The organism is Micromonospora sp. HUAS YX12 (assembly GCF_040215685.1).
Classification (GTDB): domain Bacteria; phylum Actinomycetota; class Actinomycetes; order Mycobacteriales; family Micromonosporaceae; genus Micromonospora; species Micromonospora tulbaghiae.
This window is the reverse complement of sequence record NZ_CP157974.1, coordinates 668,263-687,142: the sequence shown is the minus strand read 5'-3', so window position 1 is coordinate 687,142 and position 18,880 is coordinate 668,263. Positions and strand designations below refer to the sequence as shown.

At 72.6% G+C, this 18,880-nt stretch carries 18 protein-coding genes; 5 read left to right on the top strand and 13 right to left on the bottom strand.

Annotation, left to right across the window (positions count from 1 at the left end; translation table 11 throughout):
- Positions 1-67 precede the first annotated feature (67 nt).
- Together ABIH81_RS03340 and ABIH81_RS03335 are read left to right on the top strand one after the other, a co-directional pair.
- The gene (locus tag ABIH81_RS03340) at positions 68-826 is read left to right on the top strand and encodes a Bax inhibitor-1/YccA family protein (protein ID WP_349878969.1); all 759 of its coding nucleotides are present in this window, start codon (positions 68-70) and stop codon (positions 824-826) included.
- Between the two features lie 51 nt (positions 827-877).
- Entirely contained in the window at positions 878-1,198 is a 321-nt protein-coding gene (locus tag ABIH81_RS03335; RefSeq protein ID WP_349878968.1) for a hypothetical protein, read from the top strand.
- A gap of 93 nt (positions 1,199-1,291) precedes the next feature.
- Here the strand turns inward: ABIH81_RS03335 and ABIH81_RS03330 are convergent, their stop codons facing one another.
- The 4 genes from ABIH81_RS03330 to ABIH81_RS03315 form a co-directional block, all read right to left on the bottom strand.
- Positions 1,292-2,776 (bottom strand): CYTH and CHAD domain-containing protein, encoded by a 1,485-nt coding sequence (locus tag ABIH81_RS03330; RefSeq protein ID WP_349878967.1) that lies wholly within the window; start codon positions 2,774-2,776, stop codon positions 1,292-1,294.
- 40 nt (positions 2,777-2,816) lie between these two features.
- Positions 2,817-4,079 carry an acetyl-CoA C-acetyltransferase gene (locus ABIH81_RS03325; RefSeq protein WP_349878966.1) on the bottom strand — a complete coding sequence of 421 codons (1,263 nt, stop codon included), beginning with the start codon at positions 4,077-4,079 and terminating at the stop codon, positions 2,817-2,819.
- Positions 4,080-4,137: 58 nt separating this feature from the next.
- Entirely contained in the window at positions 4,138-4,950 is an 813-nt protein-coding gene (locus ABIH81_RS03320; RefSeq protein WP_349878965.1) for an SGNH/GDSL hydrolase family protein, read from the bottom strand.
- A gap of 396 nt (positions 4,951-5,346) precedes the next feature.
- Entirely contained in the window at positions 5,347-6,393 is a 1,047-nt protein-coding gene (locus tag ABIH81_RS03315; protein ID WP_349878964.1) for an SGNH/GDSL hydrolase family protein, read from the bottom strand.
- A gap of 140 nt (positions 6,394-6,533) precedes the next feature.
- On the opposite strand from ABIH81_RS03315, the gene ABIH81_RS03310 reads away from it, so the two are divergent.
- Positions 6,534-6,890, top strand: coding sequence for a YkvA family protein (locus ABIH81_RS03310; protein ID WP_013474058.1), 357 nt, complete (start codon positions 6,534-6,536; stop codon positions 6,888-6,890).
- A gap of 77 nt (positions 6,891-6,967) precedes the next feature.
- Positions 6,968-8,338 (top strand): cystathionine beta-synthase, encoded by a 1,371-nt coding sequence (locus ABIH81_RS03305; protein WP_349878963.1) that lies wholly within the window; start codon positions 6,968-6,970, stop codon positions 8,336-8,338.
- 88 nt (positions 8,339-8,426) lie between these two features.
- Here the strand turns inward: ABIH81_RS03305 and ABIH81_RS03300 are convergent, their stop codons facing one another.
- From ABIH81_RS03300 to ABIH81_RS03260, 9 genes are all read right to left on the bottom strand, one after another.
- Positions 8,427-8,936 (bottom strand): GNAT family N-acetyltransferase, encoded by a 510-nt coding sequence (locus ABIH81_RS03300; RefSeq protein WP_349878962.1) that lies wholly within the window; start codon positions 8,934-8,936, stop codon positions 8,427-8,429.
- Positions 8,933-9,862 (bottom strand): ribonuclease Z, encoded by a 930-nt coding sequence (locus ABIH81_RS03295; protein WP_349878961.1) that lies wholly within the window; start codon positions 9,860-9,862, stop codon positions 8,933-8,935. Before ABIH81_RS03295 ends, ABIH81_RS03300 begins: the two co-directional genes overlap by 4 nt.
- 306 nt (positions 9,863-10,168) lie before the next feature.
- Complete coding sequence (locus ABIH81_RS03290) at positions 10,169-11,353, bottom strand: osmoprotectant NAGGN system M42 family peptidase (protein ID WP_349878960.1); 1,185 nt, start codon at positions 11,351-11,353, stop codon at positions 10,169-10,171.
- Positions 11,350-13,188 carry an N-acetylglutaminylglutamine synthetase gene (gene ngg / locus ABIH81_RS03285; RefSeq protein WP_349878959.1) on the bottom strand — a complete coding sequence of 613 codons (1,839 nt, stop codon included), beginning with the start codon at positions 13,186-13,188 and terminating at the stop codon, positions 11,350-11,352. The genes ABIH81_RS03290 and ngg overlap by 4 nt, the downstream gene beginning before the upstream one ends.
- Before the next feature lie 2 nt (positions 13,189-13,190).
- Positions 13,191-14,981: an N-acetylglutaminylglutamine amidotransferase gene (locus ABIH81_RS03280; RefSeq protein ID WP_349878958.1), complete on the bottom strand. Its 1,791-nt coding sequence runs from the start codon at positions 14,979-14,981 to the stop codon at positions 13,191-13,193.
- Positions 14,982-15,336: 355 nt separating this feature from the next.
- Positions 15,337-15,999 (bottom strand): peptide-methionine (S)-S-oxide reductase MsrA, encoded by a 663-nt coding sequence (gene msrA, locus ABIH81_RS03275; RefSeq protein ID WP_349878957.1) that lies wholly within the window; start codon positions 15,997-15,999, stop codon positions 15,337-15,339.
- Positions 16,000-16,075: 76 nt separating this feature from the next.
- Positions 16,076-16,489: an HIT family protein gene (locus ABIH81_RS03270; RefSeq protein ID WP_349878956.1), complete on the bottom strand. Its 414-nt coding sequence runs from the start codon at positions 16,487-16,489 to the stop codon at positions 16,076-16,078.
- A 121-nt stretch (positions 16,490-16,610) separates the two neighbouring features.
- Positions 16,611-17,303 (bottom strand): nucleotidyl transferase AbiEii/AbiGii toxin family protein, encoded by a 693-nt coding sequence (locus ABIH81_RS03265; RefSeq protein ID WP_349878955.1) that lies wholly within the window; start codon positions 17,301-17,303, stop codon positions 16,611-16,613.
- Positions 17,304-17,305: 2 nt separating this feature from the next.
- Entirely contained in the window at positions 17,306-17,632 is a 327-nt protein-coding gene (locus ABIH81_RS03260; RefSeq protein WP_349878954.1) for a hypothetical protein, read from the bottom strand.
- Positions 17,633-17,727: 95 nt separating this feature from the next.
- Here ABIH81_RS03260 and ABIH81_RS03255 point away from each other — a divergent pair, with 95 nt between their 5' ends.
- Positions 17,728-18,870 carry a cystathionine gamma-synthase gene (locus ABIH81_RS03255; protein WP_349878953.1) on the top strand — a complete coding sequence of 381 codons (1,143 nt, stop codon included), beginning with the start codon at positions 17,728-17,730 and terminating at the stop codon, positions 18,868-18,870.
- Positions 18,871-18,880: the final 10 nt, after the last annotated feature.

Below are 18,880 nucleotides of genomic sequence, written 5' to 3'. Positions count from 1 at the left end.
TTCCCCGTCCCTGCCGGGCCGCCCGGGGCAGAGTGGGATCCGGGTACGTCGGCGGGAGGTGGTCACGGTGCGCAGTGCCAACCCGGTGCTGGACCGGCTGGACGACGTCGGCCGCACCGAGCGGCAGGTGCTCGGGGTCGGGACCGCCGACACGATGACGGTGGCCGACGTGGTCAGCCGGACCGTGGGGCTGCTGCTGGTCACCGGTGTCACGGCGGCGGTGTCCTGGGTGGTGGTGCCGCAGGCCGCGTGGATCTCCGCCGCGCTCGCCGGAAGCGCGCTGGCCGGCCTGGCCCTGGTGCTCGTCATCTCGCTGAAGCAGATCACCAGCCCGCCGGTCATCGTCGGGTACGCGGTGCTCCAGGGGTTGCTGCTCGGCGTGGCCAGCCGCGCCTTCGAACTGGTCTATCCGGGCATCGTGGCGCAGGCGGTGGTCGGCACGTTCGGCGTCTTCCTCGGCATGGCGGTGCTCTACCGGGCCCGGCTGGTACGCGCCACCCCGCGCCTGGCCCGGCTGGTCATCGGCACGCTCGTCGGGATCGTGGCGATCGGCCTGGTCAACCTGGTCGCGTACCTGTTCACCGGGCGGCAGGGGGCGGTCGTCTACAGCCTCAGCGACCGGGTGGGCTGGCTGCCGTACCTGTTCTCGGTGGTGGCGATCATCGCGGGCGCGCTCAGCTTCATCCTCGACTTCGATCTGGTCGAGCGGTCGGCCGCGAACCGGCTGCCCCGCCGCTACGCCTGGTACTGCGCCTTCGGTCTGCTGGTCGGGCTGATCTTCCTGTACTGGCAGATCCTCCGCCTGCTCAGCTACGTGCGCCGCTGACGGTTCCGGCTGACCGCGCCGCGGCCCGGAACCGCCGTAGACTCGGCGGTGATGAGCGCAGCGGAACTGGACCGGGCCGTGACCCTGCTGGTCCGACAGGTCGGGCACTGGCAGCAGCCCCGCTGGTCGGCCAAGGCCGACGGCGGCAACGTCTCCCGCGCCGACCTGGTGCACAAGCTGGTTCAGGAGATCGCCAACCTGGCCGCCGACGCGGCCGGTGAGCCGCGCCGCGAGGTGCCCCGCCTCCCCAGCGACCTGGCCCTGCCCGACCAGCTCCGCGTGGTGACCGCCGACCTGACCCTCGCCGACCCGCCGGACCAGGTCCTGGCCGGGGCCGCTGAAGCCGTAACCCGAACCCGCACCGCCCTCTGAACCCCCGCCCCAGTCCCCGTTGATCATGAGGTTGGCGGCGACGAAACGGACGCGGATCGCCGTCAACCTCATGATCGACCGAGTGGGGATCGGTCAGGGCTTGAGCCAGCGGCGTACCTTGCGGTTTCTTGAGCGGTCGCGCGCCCGCAGGACCGCCGGGCGGTCGTGGCCGGCGGCCTCGGCCTGCCTCGCGTGCAGCAGGCCGTAGGTGAACGTGTTCTCGCCGTCGGCGTACGCCTGGAGCGCCTGCCGCCGGAGCACCTCCCGGGTGACCACCGAGTCCTGGTGGGTGCCGAGCAGATCCTGGAGCGCCTTGAATCGCTTCACCAGGCGGGCGGCCCGCTTGCCGGCGGCCGGCTCGCGTACCTCCACCGCGTAGCGGGCCGCCTTGAGCTTCTTGCGTGCCTCGTGCAGCGCGGCGTCCCTGTCCGGCCCGGTGGTGGCGAGCGCCCGGTCCAGCCGGATGTCGGCGCGGCGTACCGCCTCACGGATCCGGCGGTCCACCCAGCGCCGGCCGACGTCGGCGGGCGGGGCATCGGCCAGCCGGTCCAGGCGGGCCAGCAGTTCGGGATAGCGGTCGGAGTCCAGCGCGGACCGCAGCGCGCCGGTCGCCTCGGCCAGGTCGGCGGCGAACCGTTCGCCGATCCGCGCGGCCACCGGGCCGAGCACCAGCTCGTCCGGCAGCTCGTGCACCGCCTCGGTGAGCCGGGCGGCCATCACCTGGGTGTCGCGGACCCGGCCCAGCTCCCCGCCGAGGCGGCGCAGCTCGGCCCGGACCGCCTCGCTCTCCCGGCGGTCCCACAGGCCCCGGAAGGTACGCAGCGTCGCCCGCAACCGGCGGGTCGCGACGCGCATGTCGTGGACCGCGTCCTCGTCGCCCTCGTACGCGGCCGCGTGGTTGCCGACGATCGCGTCCCGCTGCGCCCGGACGTACCCGAGAACAGGCCCCGCCGGGCCGTCCGGTGCCCGGTCGTCGAAGCGCTCGATCCGGCCGGCGACGGCCCGGTGCGACTTGCTGACCGCCACCTCGCGGGCGCCGGCCGCGCGCATCCGCTCACCGAGCGCGTCGAGCAGCCCTTCGTCGCCCTCGACCAGTTCGATCTCGATCTCGTGCCAGGTGCGCCCGGTGCCGTCCACCAGGTCCTCGGACCGGACGTCGTCCTCGGCCACCTCGGCCAGCACCCGGCCGTCCGCGTCCCGCAGCCGGTGTTCCCGGCGGTGGTTGACGACCCGGGCCGCCGGGGCCACCGGGCGACCGCGCGACGCGGCCCGGATCAGCGCGACCAGCTCGGGCGGCGGGCCGTCGTCGGACGCCCCGGCCGGGAACTGGTGCTCGACCCGGGCGCCACCGACAGCGCCCACCTTGAGATGCCAGCCCGCGTCCTGCCCGCCGGTACGCCGGCGCAGCGCGTGCCCGCTGCGCAGCAGGAGCAGGTCGTCGGTGTCCCAGTAGACGGCGTCCAGATCCGAGACGGTGGCGTCGGACATGGTCACGACGCCACCGCACCCGGTCAGGTCGGGCAGCCGGAAACCCTCGTCGCCGGAGTACTTGCGCTCACGTTCCACGACGGTCGCCATGCGGCCTCCCGTACCCGGCCCGCCCTCCGGCGAACCGGTCTCAGCTCAGTCGTTCGAGCACCATCGCCATGCCCTGGCCACCGCCGACGCACATGGTCTCCAGACCGATGGTCTTGTCGTGCCACTCCAGCGCGTTGAGCAGCGTGCCGGTGATCCGGGCGCCGGTCATGCCGAACGGGTGGCCGACCGCGATCGCGCCACCGGCGACGTTCAGCTTCTCCTCCGGGATGCCGAGCTGCCGGTACGAGGGGATCACCTGGGCGGCGAACGCCTCGTTGATCTCGACCAGGTCGACGTCGTCGATGGTCATGCCGGCCCGCTTGAGCGCCTGCTTCGACGCCTCGACCGGGCCCAGGCCCATGATCTCGGGGGAGAGCGCGGTGACACCGGTGGAGACGATCCGGGCCAGCGGGGTGAGCCCCAGCTCGGACGCGCGCTCGGCGCTCATGATCACGACGGCGGCGGCGCCGTCGTTGAGCGGGCAACAGTTGCCGGCGGTGATCCGGCCGTCCGGGCGGAACACCGGCTTCAGACCGGCCACCGCCTCCAGGGTCACCCCGGCACGCGGGCCGTCGTCGGTGCTGACCACTGTGCCGTCCGGCGTGGTGACCGGGGTGATCTCGCGGGCCCAGAAGCCGTCAGCGATCGCCTTCTCGGCCAGGTTCTGGCTGCGGACGCCGAACGCGTCCATGTCCTCGCGGGTCACGTCGTACGCCTGGGCCAGGTTCTCCGCGGTCTGCCCCATGGTGAGGTAGATGTCGGGGAGCTGCCCGGCCTCGCGCGGGTCGGTCCACACCTCGGCGCCGCCCTGGGCGCGGGCCGCGGAACGCTCCCGCGCCTCGGCGAAGCGGGGGTTCTCCCAGCCGCCGCCGACGAGCGCCTGCGCCTCCGGCGGCAGCGTGTCCGAGTTGCCCCGGGCGTACCGGGAGACCATCTCCACACCGGCGGAGACGAACACGTCACCCTCACCGGCCCGGATCGCGTGCATCGCCATCCGGGTGGTCTGGAGCGAGGACGCGCAGTAGCGGGTCAGCGTGGCGCCGGGCAGGCCGTCGAGACCCATCAGGGTGGCGACCACCCGGGCCATGTTGAAGCCCTGCTCGCCGCCGGGCAGACCGCACCCGAGGTAGAGGTCGTCGATGGTGGTGGGATCGAGCGCCGGAACCTTGTCGAGGGCGGCCTGGACGATGGTGGCGGCGAGGTCGTCCGGGCGGACCTCGCGGAGGGAACCCTTGAACGCGCGGCCGATGGGGGACCGGGCGGTGGCGACGATGACGGCGTCGCGGGGCGACTCAATCGGCATGAACCAACGTTAACGCGCGAGTAACATGCGCGGGAAGCCGCGAGGCGGGCGGGAAATGTCACCCCGTGGGCGGCTGCCGGTGGTGCCGGAACGCGACAGCCGCGGCGGCCTCGACCGCCGGGAGCAGGGCGTGCGCCCACACCCGGTAGCCGTCGGCCGACGGGTGGAAGCCGTCGTGGCAGAGCGTCCCCGCGTCCGCGCGGAACAGCGGACCGGTCTCGGTGCCCAAGTCGACGACGGTGCCGCCGGCGTCCAGCACGGCCGCCGTCTGGGCCCGCGCCATCCGCCGCCCGGACCAGCCGAGCACCTGGCGCAGCGGTGCGGCGACCGCGCGTACCGCGCCGAGGTCGGGACACGTGCCCACGACCACCTCGACGTGCGCCTCCCGCAGCCGGCGTACCGCCGAGCCGAGATAGGCCGCCGCGTCACCGGGCCGGACCATCGCGGTGGCGTCGTTCGCCCCGATCAGCACCACCGCCACGTCCGGCCGCTCGCCGAGTAGCGCCCGGGCCACCTGGGTGGCCAGATCGGTGGCGCGCGAGCCGGAGACCCCGACGCTGGAGAGCTGCACCCGCCGGCCGGCCGGCCCCTCGGCGAGCAGGTTGGCGAGCTGACCGCCGATGGTGTCCTCGAACCGGTCGACGCCCACGCCGAGCGCCGACGAGTCGCCCAGCAGCACCAGCCGCAGCGGCGGCGCGTCCGCACGGCCGACCGTCGCCCGCAGCACCAGACCCAGCTCGGGCTGGGCGTACTCGCGGCTGCGGGCGGCGATGGCCTGGCCGGCGAGGACCGCTGCACCGCCCACCGTGCCGGCCAGCAGCGACAGGGCCGCCGCCCGACCCCACCGGGCCACCTCACCGCGCTCGCTCATGACAGCACTCCGCTTCGCTGCGTGCCGTCATGAGGCACCTTTGCGCTGAGCCGGCCGATTCGCTCGCTGCGCTCGCTCATGACAGCACTCCGCTTCGCTCCGTGCCGTCATGAGGCACCTTTGCGCTGAGCCGGCCGATTCGCTCGCTGCGCTCGCTCATGACAGCACTCCGCTTCGCTCCGTGCCGTCATGAGGCACCTTTGCGCTGAGCCGGCCGATTCGCTCGCTGCGCTCGCTCATGACAGCACTCCGCTTCGCTCCGTGCCGTCATGAGGCACCTTTGCGCTGAGCCGGCCGATTCGCTCGCTGCGCTCGCTCATGACAGCACTCCGCTTCGCTCCGTGCCGTCATGAGGCACCTTTGCGCTGAGCCGGCCGATTCGCTCGCTGCGCTCGCTCATGCCGTTCCCTCCAGCGTTGCCGAGTCGGCGGCGCTGCCGGTCGGGGGCACCGCGCCGACGCCGAAGAAGGCCCGCCGGCGAAGCTGCGCCCACCGCCCGCCCGGCCCGCGGTCGCGACCCCGGAGCTGGGCGCCGCTGACCTCCGTGCCGGCGTGCCGGGCCGCCTGGTGGGCGGCCTCCGGGAGCGACCGTACGCCTTCCACGCCGGGCAGGACAGGCCTGCGTTCCGGGACCGCGCCCAGCGCGGACAGCACGGTGGGCAGCAACGCCGCCGCGGCTATCGCGTACCCCTCGGCGGAGGGGTGGAACCGGTCCCACGCGAACATCCGGCCGGGCTCGGCGGCGAACCGCGGCCCGAGCATGTCGCCGAGCGAGACGGTACGGCCGCCGGCCTCGACCACCGCCACCGTCTGCGCGGCCGCGAGCTGGCGGCTCCAGCGCCGGGCCAGCCAGCGCAGCGGCGGCTGGATCGGCCGGATGGTGCCCAGGTCGGGACAGGTGCCGACGACCACCTCGCAACCGGCCGCCCGCAGCGTGCGGACCGCGTCGACCAGGTAGCGCACTGCTACCGGGAACGGTGTGCGGTTGGTGACGTCGTTGCCGCCGACCAGGATCACCGCCACGTCCGGCTCGACCTCCAGCGCGGACTCGACCTGCGGCTTCAGCCCGGACGACAGCGAGCCGACGACGGCGAACCGGTGCAGCCGGACCGGCCGGTGCAGGCGGCGGGACAGCCCGGTGGCCAGCAGCGAGCCCGGCGTCTCCCGGCGCCTGTGCACGCCGTAGCCGGCCGCCGAGGAGTCGCCCAGGATGACCATGGTGACCGGTGGGCCGGGCAGTTTCGCGCCGTAGACGCCGTCGCAGCGCGGCGGCGGCGCCTGCGCCATCGGAATGGTGCGGCGTGCCTGCCGGGCCTGGCCGAGCAGCACCCCGCCGGTGGCGGCGGTGGCCGCCACCGTGGCGCCCGTGCCGATCGCCGCGAAGCGGGCGATCTGCCGGGCGCGCTGCCGGCGGACCGGCGCGACGGAACCAGCGTCCCCCATGAACCGACAGTATCGCGCCAGTACGACCACCGCTGTCCGTGATCGGATGGCTGGGCGGTGCCCGGATTGGGTACCGATGGGGCAGCGGACGCGGGCTTGCCACCGGGCCGCACCATGGTCGGGCGGAGAGGGGCGAAATCATGGGGAAGACGTTGAAGCGCAGCGCCGCGTTCGCCGCGCTGGCCCGGGCGCTGGCGGCGGGCACGCGGGGCGGGCCGTCGCTCGGGGCCCGGCTGGCGGCGCTGCCGCGGATGATCCGCGCGACCACCCGGGGCGAGTACGACGGCGGCCTGCGCCTGGCGCTGATGGCCGGGGCGACGGCGTACATCGTCTCCCCGATCGACCTGCTGCCGGAGATCCCGCTGGCGATCTTCGGGCTGGCCGACGACGCGGTCATGGTCACCTGGCTGGCGGGCAGCGTGCTGGCCGAGACCGAGCGGTTCCTGGAGTGGGAGGCACGTCGCAGCTCTGTCATCCCCGGGCATGTGGTGCCCTGACGGCACGTAGGCTGGTCGGCGAACTGAGGGCTGACCGGCCGCCGGAACGACGGCGGCGCGACGAAGGGCACAACGAGGTGCAGTACTACGACAACGTCGTCGAGCTGATCGGCAACACGCCGCTGGTACGCCTGCGCAACGTCACCGAGGGCATCCAGGCCACCGTGCTGGCGAAGGTGGAGTACGTCAACCCGGGCGGCTCGGTCAAGGACCGGATCGCGCTGCGCATGGTGGAGGACGCCGAGAAGGCGGGCATCCTGCGGCCGGGCGGCACGATCGTGGAGCCGACCAGCGGCAACACGGGTGTCGGGCTGGCCCTGGTGGCCCAGCTCAAGGGCTACCGCTGCGTCTTCGTCTGCCCGGACAAGGTCAGCCAGGACAAGCAGGACGTGCTGCGCGCGTACGGCGCCGAGGTGGTGGTCTGCCCGACCGCCGTCGCGCCGGAGGACCCGCGCTCCTACTACAACGTCTCCGACCGGCTGGCCCGGGAGATCCCCGGAGCGTGGAAGCCCAACCAGTACAGCAACCCGGCCAACCCGCGCTCGCACTACGAGACCACCGGCCCGGAGCTGTGGCGGCAGACCGAGGGGAAGATCACCCACTTCGTCGCGGGCGTCGGCACCGGCGGCACCATCTCCGGCATCGGCCGCTACCTCAAGGAGGCGTCCGAGGGCCGGGTCAAGGTGATCGGCGCGGACCCGGAGGGCTCGGTCTACTCCGGCGGCACCGGCCGGCCGTACCTGGTCGAGGGCGTCGGTGAGGACTTCTGGCCGGAGACGTACGACCGGTCGGTCGCCGACGAGATCGTCGAGGTGTCGGACAAGGAGTCGTTCGAGATGACCCGCCGGCTGGCCCGCGAGGAGGGGCTGCTGGTCGGCGGCTCCTGCGGCATGGCCGTGGTGGGGGCGCTGGAGGTGGCCCGCAAGGCCGGCCCGGACGACGTGATCGTGGTGCTGCTGCCGGACGGCGGCCGGGGCTACCTGTCGAAGATCTTCAACGACAAGTGGATGGCCCGGTACGGCTTCCTGGACGACTCGGGCACCGAGCCGACAGTCGCCGACGCGCTCGCCGGCAAGCCCGGTGGCCTGCCCGAGCTGGTGCACGTGCACCCGACCGAGACGGTCCGCGACGCGATCGACTACATGCGCGAGTACGGCGTCTCCCAGCTCCCGGTGCTCAAGGCCGAGCCGCCGGTGGTGACCGGCGAGGTGGCCGGCTCGATCGCCGAGAAGGATCTGCTCGACGCCCTGTTCACCGGCCAGGCCCACCTGCACGACACGATCGAGCGGCACATGGGCGAGCCGCTGCCGATGGTCGGCGGCGGGCAGCCGGTGAGTGAGGCGGTCGGGCTGCTGGAGAAGGCGGACGCGGCGCTGGTGCTGGTCGACGGCAAGCCCAAGGGCGTGCTGACCCGGCAGGATCTGCTCGCGCACCTCGGCGCCCGCTGACCCCGCGTGTAAGGAAGGGCCCCCTTTTAACACCGCGTGTTAAAAGGGGGCCCTTCCTCTACCGGAGGCGTTAACAAGGGGCCCTTCCTTACAAGCGGCGGGCGTAGCGGAGCTGGGGGACGAGCGCCTGGCCGATGTGCTCGTCCCGCTGCTCACCGGTGGCGGTCCAGCCGCCGCGCTCGTAGAACCGGCGCGCGGCGGCGTTGTCCCGCAGCACCCACAGCGCGGCGCGGGTCCACCCCCGGGCCCGCATCGCGTCCAGCGCGTCCACCATCAGCGCCCGCCCGGTGCCCCGGCCCCGCTCGGACGGCTCCAGGTGGATCGCGTTGAGCAGCCCGGTCGCGGTGTCGCCCTCGTCGTCCGGGCCGAGGTAGCTGAACCCCACCAGCCGGCCGTCCCGCTCGGCCACGGTCATCCGGTGGTCGGCGCCCTCCCAGGTCAGCCGTTCCACCCAGTAGCGGCCCATCGCCTCGGGCGTGGGGTCGGCCAGCGCCTCGGGCGGCAGGAACGACGAGTACGCCGCCACCCGGGAGCGCTGGTGCAGGGCGCCGACCGCCATCAGGTCGGCCTCGGTCGCGGAACGTAGGGAGATCGTCACCCGGGCGACGGTACCCGCCGGGACGGCACCTGCACCGTCTGGAGATCCTCGGCGACGACCAGATCACCGGAGAAGTGTTCCCGGGCCTCGTCGTGGAAGCGGCGCGGGTCGGCGTACCGCTGGGAGAAGTGGGTGAGCACGAGCGTGCGTACCCCCGACTCGGCCGCCACCCGCGCGGCCTGGCCGGCGGTGAGGTGCCCGGCCTCGGCGGCGAGCGCCGCCTCCGACTCCAGGAACGTCGACTCGATCACCAGCAGGTCGGCGTGCTCGGCCAGCGCGTACACGCCGTCACAGAGCCCGGTGTCCATCACGAAGGCGAACCGCTGCCCCGGCCGGGTCACGCTCACCTCGTCCCGGGTCACGCGACGCCCGTCGCGGTCCAGGTGGCCGTCGCGCAGCAGCCTTCCGGTGTCCGGACCGGCGATGCCGTACGCGGCCAGCCGCTCCGGCAGCATCCGGCAGCCGTCCGGCTCGACCAGGCGGTACCCGTACGTCTCGATCGGGTGCCGCAGCCGGCGGGCCTCCAGCGTGCCGATGCCGAGCGTGATCCGCTGCCCGTCGGTGTCGATCGGCTCGACGGCGAGTTCGGCGGTCTCGTAGAAGCTGGACGCGTGGCGCAGCCGGGCGAAGTACTCGGCGCCGCCGGCCGGGAAGTGCACCGCCACCGGGCGCGGTACGCGGTCCAGCGAGAGCCGCTGGATCATGCCGGGCAGGCCGAGGCAGTGGTCGCCGTGGAAGTGGGTGACGCAGATCCGGGTCAGGTCGGTGGCGGTGACCCCGGTGTGCAGCATCTGCCGCTGGCTGCCCTCGCCCGGGTCGAAGAGGATCACCTCGTCGTCCCAGCGCAGCAGGTAGCCGTTGTGGTTGCGCTGCCGGGTCGGGGCCTGGCTGGCCGTACCGAGCACCACCAGCTCACGCATGGACACGGCATCCTCCGGAGCGCATGAAGCGACCCCCGGGGCTTCCGCGCTCGCGCGCGGGCCGGCTGGACTGGGCCGGCACCCCGGGGGTCGGGTGGCTGTCGTGGTTTCGCCGCACCGCTGCCACACGGTCTCGACGATCGTGCAGGTGCCCGCCTCGCGGCGGACGAGTTTTCACTGTCGAGGACAGCGGCTAGCGGACAGCCACCTCACGAGTCCGATTGCTATACAAGTCTGGACCACCTCCTTTCCCGTGTACCGCCACGCTATCCACTTCCCGGCGGCCGCGGCAACGGATTTCGATCACAGGGGTCAGTCCAGGCCGATCGGGCCCTTACGCGGGCCCTCCTCGTGCGCCGGCTGCACGGCCAGCGACGGGAAGTCGGCCAGGTCGCCCTCCGGCTCGGCGTCCCACTCGGGGAAGACCAGCGGGTTCTGGAGGTAGAGGCAGAGCAGCTGGGTGAGCTGGTGCAGGCCGTCGAGGTGGGTGCGCTCGTGGCCGTGCGTGGCGTCCACGCCGAACCCGAGCAGCGCCACCCGGGCGTGCGCACCGGCCTCGACCGCCGCGGCCACGTCCGAGCGGTAGTAGTCGAACACGTCCCGGACCAGGTCGACGCCGTGCTCCTTGGCGATCGAGGCGAGGTTGCGGGTCAGGTGGTAGTCGAACGGGCCGACCCCGTCGCCCATCGCGAGCGTCGCCGCGGTCTCCCGGGACTGCTGGCCCGGCGCGACCACCGCCGCGTCCACCGAGACGATCTCCGCGACGTCCGGGTCCAGCCCGTGACTGGCGCCGTGGCCGATCTCCTCGGTGACGGTGACCAGCAGGTGCGCGGTGACCGCCGGGGTGACCCCGGCGTCGACCATCGCCTTGAACGCGGTCAGCACCGCCGCCACGCCCGCCTTGTCGTCCAGGTGCCGGGACTTGACGTACCCGTTCGGGGTGACGGCCGGGTTGGGCAGGAACGCGACGAAGTCCCCGGCGTCGATGCCGAGTGCCCGCAGCCCGGCCTCGTCGTGCACCGGCTCGTCCACCCGCACCTCGACCAGCTCCCAGCCGACGCCCTGGAGGTCGACCGCCTCGTTGTAGCGGTGGCCGCTCGCCTTCAGCGGCAGCACCTGGCCGGTGACGACCCGCTCCAGGTCGTCGGTGAAGATCCGCACGTGGGCGCCCTCGGCGAAACGGGCGCTGTGCGTGCCGATCGGGTTCACCTCCAGCCGGCCGTTCTCCTTCAGCCGCTTCACCATGCCGCCGATGGTGTCGGTGTGCACCACGATCGCCCGGTCGGCGCCGGTCGACCGGGGGCCGGGCAGACAGGCGCTCAGCGCCCCGCGACGGGTCAGCGTGGAGCTGATCCCGATCGCGGAGAGCCGCTCGCCCACGTACTGCTGGATGTGGTCGGTGCGCCCCGACGGGCTGGGGATCTCCAGCAGCTCCACCAGCACCTGGCGCAGGTAGTCGAGGTCGAGCTTGAGCGGTTGGGGTTTGCGTGCGGTCATGCCCCAGAGCCTGCCGCACCGGCCGGCGACCAGAGTCGCTGCGGTGCCCGGGTACCCGGGAAGAGCAGGTCGACGAAGCGCTCGGCGGTCGGCTGCGGCTCGTGGTTGGCCAGGCCGGGCCGCTCGTTCGCCTCGATGAACACGTGTTCCGGCTGGTCCGGGGCGGGGACCAGCAGGTCCAGCCCGGTGACCGGGATGTCCAGCGCCCGGCTCGCAGTGACGCACGCCTCGGCGATCGCCGGGTGCAGCTCGGCGGTCACGTCGTGGATCGTGCCGCCGGTGTGCAGGTTGGCCGTCCGGCGGACCGCCAGCACCTCGCCCTCCGGCAGCACGTCGTGCATCCGGTACCCGGCCTCCGCCACCACCTCGCGGGTCATGTCGTCGACCGGGATGCGGGACTCGCCGCCGGTGGCGGCCGCCCGGCGCCGGCTCTGCCGCTCGATCAGCTCGGTGATGTCGTGCACGCCGTCGCCGGTGATCTGCGCCGGCCGGCGTACCGCGGCGGCGACCACCTCGTGGTCGATCACCACGACCCGCAGGTCCTCGCCCGCGCGCAGCTCCTCGATCAGCACGTCCGGGCAGAACCGGCGGGCCAGCTCGACGGCCGCGGCGAGCGCCTCCGGCGTACGCACGCCGACGGTGATGCCGTTGCCCTGCTCGCCGCGCGCCGGCTTGACCACCACCGGGCCCACGTCGTCGAGGAACGTGACGTCGTCGGGCTCGCCGGTGGCGGTGCGCCCGCGCGGCACCGACAGCCCCGCCTCGGTGAGGATGCGCCGGGTCACCCGCTTGTCGTCGCAGCGGCTCATCGCCACCGCCGAGGTCAGCTCCGACAGCGACTCGCGGGTGTGGATGGTCCGGCCGCCGGTGGTCAGCTTCAGCTCACCCCAGTGCGGGTCGGTCACCTCCACCCGGATGCCGCGGCGCATCGCCTCGTCCGCGACGATCTTCGCGTACGGGTTCAGCTCGTCGTACCCCTGCGGCATGGCGGGCAGGAACAGGCGCTCGTTGATCGGGTTCTTCCGCTTCACGCAGAGCGTGCCGGTGCGGTGGAAGCCGAGGCGCTCGTACAGCCGGATCGCGCCCGAGTTCTCGGCCAGCACGGACAGGTCCACGAACGCCCGGCCGCGCCCGTCGAGCCGGTCGGCGAGCGCGGTGAGCAGCGCCTGCCCGGTCCCGGGCGGAGCGGTGTTGAAGTCCACGGTCAGGCACCACAGGCTGGCGCCGTTCTCCGGATCGCCGAACACCGCGACGTGGTCCACGCCGGTGATGGTGCCGACCACCTCACCGGTGGTGTCCTCGGCCACCAGGTGCAGGAACCGGTCCGTGCCGGCGTTGTCCACGAGCACCTCGACCGGGGCGGTGACCATGCCGTTGCGCGCGTAGATCCGGTTCACCGCCTCGGCGTCGGCGGCGTCACGCAGCGGCCGGACGGTCAGCCCGGGCACCTCGCCGCCCTCGGTGGCGGCGGGCCGCTTCTCGCCCAGCGGCAGCCGGTACGTCAGCGACGGGTCGATGAACAGCTCGTCCGGCAGCCGGGACACCAGCACGTGCGGGTCGCGCAGGTAGATGCAGATGTCCCGGGCGCCGACCGCCTCGGAGCGCAGCACGTCGGCCACGTGCACCTGGTCGTCGAACGTCTGCCCGAACACCAGCCGGCCCCAGCCGCAGTCCAGCACCACGCCCGAGGCGTCGGTGGACCCGGTCTCCGGCTGTCGCGGCTCCGGCGTACCCGGTGCGACCGGGTCACCGCCGGGGCCGGTGCGTTCCCGGCGGCGCCCCAGCACCCGTTCCCGGTCGGTACGCGCCGTTCCGGTGGCGAGGGTGTCGGTCACGGTCAGTCGATTCCGTGGCTCTGGAGCCACATTTCCAGGAGTCCCAGTTGCCACAGCTTGTTTCCGTTCAACGGGGTCAGTTCGGCGTTCGGGTCGGCGAGCAGCGCGTCGACGTAGTCGGCGCGGAACAGGTCACGGCGGCGCGCCTCCGGCGAGGTGAGCGCGTCGCGTACCCGGTCGAGGAGCTTGCCCTCCAGGTGGGTGAGACCGGGCACCGGGAAGTAGCCCTTGGGCCGGTCGATGACCTCGTGCGGCAGGACCCGGCGGCCGATCTCCTTGAGCACGCCCTTGCCGCCCTGGGCCAGCTTCAGCTCCGGCGGGCAGCTCGCGGCCAGCTCGACGAACTCGTGGTCGAGGAACGGCACCCGGGCCTCCAGCCCGTGCGCCATGGTCATGTTGTCGACCCGCTTCACCGGGTCGTCGGTGAGCATGACCTGGGTGTCGATCCGCAGGCCCGCGTCGACGGCGGTCTGCGCCCCCGGGCGGCCCAGGTGCGCGGCCACGAACTCCCGCGCCGGGTCGCCGTCGGCCAGCCAGGCCGGGTTGAGCACCCGGGCCAGTCCGGCCGCGTCGCGGTCGAAGAACGCCTTCGCGTACGTCTCGAGCGCCTGCTCCCGGTCCACCCCGGCGAGCGGCGGATACCAGTGGTAGCCGCCCAGGATCTCGTCCGCGCCCTGGCCCGACTGCACCACCTTGACGTGCCGCGCGACCTCCTGGCTGAGCAGCCAGAACGCCACGCAGTCGTGGCTGACCATGGGCTCGCTCATGGACGCGACGGCGGCCTCCAGCGGTGGCAGCAGGTCGCCGGTGGGCACCCGGATCTGGTGGTGGTCGGTGCCGAACGTCTTCGCCACCAGGTCGGAGTAGACGAACTCGTCGCCCTCCCGGCCGCCGACCGCGTCGAAGCCGATGGAGAACGTGGCCAGGCCGGACCGGGCCTGCCCCTCGCCGGCGAGCAGCGCGACCACCAGGCTGGAGTCGAGGCCGCCGGAGAGCAGCACGCCCACCGGCACGTCGGCCACCATGCGGCGGCGTACGGCGGTGGTCAGCGAGTCGAGCAGCGCGTCCTGCCAGTCCCGCTCGGACCAGCCGGCCCGCTCGGCGGCGCGGCTGAACGCCGGATCCCAGTACACCCGCTCGTGGGTGGAGCCGTCGGCCTCGTACACCCGGACCGTGGCCGGGGGCAGCTTGGTGACGCCGGCCAGGATGGTGCGCGGCGGCGGCACGATGCTGTGGAAGCTCAGGTAGTGGGCGAGCGCCACCCGGTCGATCGTGGTGTCGATGCCGCCACCGGCGAGCAGCGCCGGCAGGGTGGAGGCGAACCGCACCACGCCGGGGCTCTCGGCCAGGTAGAGCGGCTTGATGCCGAGGCGGTCCCGGGCCAGCACCAGGCGGCCGGTGTCGCGCTCGCTGATCGCGACGGCGAACATGCCGATCAGGTGGTCGACGAAGTCGAGCCCCCACTCGGCGTACGCCTTGACCACGACCTCGCTGTCGCCGGACGAGAAGAACCGGTGGCCCTTGGCCTGCAGCTCGGCGCGCAGTTCCCGATAGTTGTAGATGCAGCCGTTGAAGACACCGGTGAGCCCGGCGGCGGCGTCCACGATGGGTTGGCCGCTCGCCGCGGACAGGTCGATGATTTTCAGGCGCCGGTGTCCCAGCGCGGTCGGGCCCTGCGACCAGACGCCGCTGTCGTCGGGCCCTCGGTCACTCATCGTGGCCGCCATCCGCTCCACGGCCGAGACGTCGGCGCGTGAACCGTCACGGCGGAACTCTCCCGCAAGTCCGCACATACGAGCCAATGCTGCCAGAGCTTGTTGCAGTTCGCCTGTTGAGACGATGACGAACGTGTGACAGCTTGCTACGATGCGCCGTCACGCAGGGTGGTTGCCTGTCATGCCTTCGGTTCCTGCCCTCCAGGCCGCAGATGCCGGAAACCCGGCCTGCCCTCGGTGTGAGGAACACCGCACGAACCGGCGCCGCCCCGGCGTCGTCGGCTTTCACCGATCTTGCACTTTGGTGCCCTGCAATCCTCGCGAACCGGATAACCTGCGGGCCCAAACTGCAAGATCGCGCGTGCGTAGACGCTGCCGGCACGGTGATCGGCCTCGCCGTTCACCGTGCCGGACTCGTGGTTCGGATCTCGGGTCAGCCCGCGGTGCGGGCCACGCCGACCGGGCAGCTCAGCCCGTTCGGTCCGTGGTTGCAGTAGCCGTTCGGGTTCTTCGTCGGAGCCAGGTACTGCTGGTGGTAGTCCTCGGCGAAGTAGTAGTCGCCGAGCGGGGCGATCTCGGTGGTGATCTCACCCTTGCCGGCCCGGGCCACGATCGGCGCGAACGCGTCCCGCGACGCCTTGGCGGCGGCGATCTGCTCGTCGGTCGTGGTGTAGATCACCGAGCGGTACTGGGTGCCCACGTCGTTGCCCTGGCGCATGCCCTGGGTCGGGTCGTGGTTCTCCCAGAAGACCTTCAGCAGGTCCTCGTAGGCGATCTTCGACGGGTCGTAGACCACCTGGACCACCTCGGCGTGCCCGGTCATGCCCGAGCAGACCTCCTCGTACGTCGGGTTGGTGGTGTACCCGCCCGCGTAACCGGCCGACGTGGTGATCACGCCGGGGAGGGTCCAGAACAGCCGCTCGGCGCCCCAGAAGCAGCCCATGCCGAAGACGGCGACCTGCGCGCCCTCGGGGAACGGGCCCTTCAGCGCCGACGGCAGCACCTCGTGCCGGTCGGCGATCGGCATCGCGATCGGGCGGCCCGGCAGGGCCTGGTCAGGAGAGATCATTTCGGCCTTCATGCGGCGGAGGAACACGGTGGGACTCCTCTCTTGGCTTTCCCAGCGTGTGCAACAGCGTCGGCCCCCGGTTCCTTACCCGCCCATGCCGGCGTCAGGCCAGCGCCGCCGAGATCCGCCCGGCGCACTCCGTCGCCTCGGCGTCGTCGGCGTACCGGGTACGAGGCCAGAAGAAGCCGCGCAGCCCGTCGCCCTTGGTCCGGGGCACCACGTGGGTGTGCAGGTGCGGTACGGACTGGGACACCCGGTTGTTCATCGCCACGAACGTCCCACCGGAGCCCAGACCGGTCTCCACCGCCACGGCGATCCGCTGCACCAGCCGGAAGTAGCCGGGCAGCTCGTCGGCCGGCAGGTCGGACAGGGTGACCAGGTGGGTGCGGGGCACCACCAGCACGTGGCCCTTGAACACCGGCCGGGTGTCGAGGAACGCGACCCCGTCCGGCTCGTCGGTCACCCGGAAGGCCGGCACCTCGCCCGCCACGATCCCGCAGAACACACACCCGCTCACGACCCCACCCTAGGCCCACCCACCCTGCCTCCAAGAGCCGTGATCATGAGGTTGGCGGCGACAAATCGGACGGTCCGCACCGCCAACCTCATGATCACCCGGGAAGTCGCGCTGGGTGGCGTCAGGAGCGGTCGAGGTAGGCGTCCCAGTCGTCGTCGGGGATGCCGGTCGGGCCGGTCTCGCCGTTGGCGAGGCGCGCCCGGATGTCCGCCTCCCACCGACGAGCCCAGCGCCTGAGTCCGCCGATGTCGTCCTCGCCGAGACCGTAGGAGGCGAATGTCTCCACCTCGAGCTCGTCGATCCCGCCCAGTCGGTCGGCCAGCTCGTGAAGCGAGAACGCGACGGTGTGCCGGGCTCCCAAGGATTCGAGTCCCCTGCACTCCACGATCCGGCCGGCGGCGCGTACGTCGATGTAGTCGCGATGCGCGGCGCGGTCGTGAAGCGCCCTGACCTTGAGGCCGATGGCGTCCTCCAGCGCGAGCACAGGGCCGATGTGCAACCTCGCGGGCGGCCCGATCGCCTCTTTCAAGAGGTCGACCTCGCAGGCGAAGCCCGGCCCCTCGACCAGCAATCGGGCCATCCGGGGCGTCGCCTCGACGACCCAGCAGTCGAGCCCCTCCGCCCGGTACGCCTCGGTCAGGCGCGCCGCGACCAGGGGTAGCGGCAGCGCGGTTGCGGTGGCGAAGTCGATGTCGCGGGAAGGCCGGTTCACGAGATCGTGCGCGGCTAGGGCGTAACCGCCTGCGAGCACCAGACCGAGGTCGTCACCGGCGCGGAATCCAACGCGCAGCAAGCGCGTGTGCAACTCGTCCACGGCTAGGCTGCCAGGCCCGGCATCCTGCTCTCCCAGATGCTGATCACTCGGCGCGCGGTCAGCTTGCAGATGCGGGACCAGTCCTGCCGGAGAAGCGCTGGATTGACGTACCGGACGATGTCCTCACGCTGCCCGCAGTCCATCAGCGTGCGATAGAGCGTGAGCCGCTGTCCGCTGTCGTCGACATCGAACTCGGTGAGCCCGGACCACGCGAGGCGGGTCGGCAGCGTGACCCGGCCGTGCTCGGGCCCCTTGAGCTCGTCCAGGGACGTGGGGATCCGGTCGGCGATGCCGTGCAGGCGAGAGGGGAGCGCCTCGGTCGTACTCACCGGACCAGTATGGCCGACCGCCCCGACACCCTCGCGGTTGTGACTCGCGCCGGGTTGCCGGGAGCGGGACCGGGCGGGGGGCTAACGTCTGCGGCATGAGCCACGGCTTCGAGACACTCGCCATCCACACCGGTCAGGACCCGGAGGCCCGCACCGGTGCGGTGATCCCGCCGATCTACCAGACCAGCACGTACGCCCAGGACGCCGTCGGAGCGCCCCGCGAGGGCTACGAGTACAGCCGCTCCGGCAACCCGACCCGGGACGCGCTCCAGGAGTGCCTGGCCGCGCTGGAGGGCGGCCCGGTGGCGCTCGCCTTCGCCAGCGGCCTGGCCGCCGAGGACACGCTGCTGCGGACCGTCTGCAAGCCGGGCGACCACGTGGTGATCCCGGACGACGCGTACGGCGGCACGTACCGGCTGTTCGCCAAGGTGGCCGAGCGCTGGGGCCTGGCGTACACCCCGGCGAAGGTCTCCGACCCGGACGCCGTACGCGCCGCGATCCGCCCCGGCGCCACCAGGATCGTCTGGGTGGAGACGCCGACCAACCCGCTGCTCGGCATCGCCGACATCGCCGCGCTGGCCGCTGTGGCGCACGACGCCGGCGCGCTGCTGGTGGTCGACAACACGTTCGCCTCGCCGTACCTCCAGCAGCCGATCGCGTTCGGCGCGGACGTGGTGGTGCACTCCACCACGAAGTACGTCGGCGGACACTCCGACGTGGTCGGCGGCGCGCTCGTCGCGGCGGACCGGACGCTCGGCGAGGAGCTGCGCTACCACCAGAACGCGATGGGCGCGGTCAACGGCCCGTTCGACGCCTGGCTCACCCTGCGCGGCATCAAGACCCTCGGGGTACGGATGGACCGGCACTGCGACAACGCCGAGCGGATCGCGGCCTACCTGGACGGACACGCCAAGGTCGCCCAGGTCCTCTACCCGGGCCTGCCCTCGCACCCCGGCCACGAGGTGGCCGCCAAGCAGATGCGCCGGTTCGGCGGCATGATCTCGTTCCGCGCGGCGGGCGGCGAGGAGCACGCCGTCCAGATCTGCAACCGGGCCCGGCTGTTCGTGCTCGCCGAGTCGCTGGGCGGCGTGGAGTCCCTGATCGAGCACCCGGGCCGGATGACACACGCGAGCGCCGCGGGCTCGCCGCTTGAAGTTCCCGGCGATCTCGTGCGACTGTCTGTCGGCATCGAGACGGTCGACGACCTGCTCGCCGATCTGGAGCAGGCCCTGGGCTGACCGCTGGCTG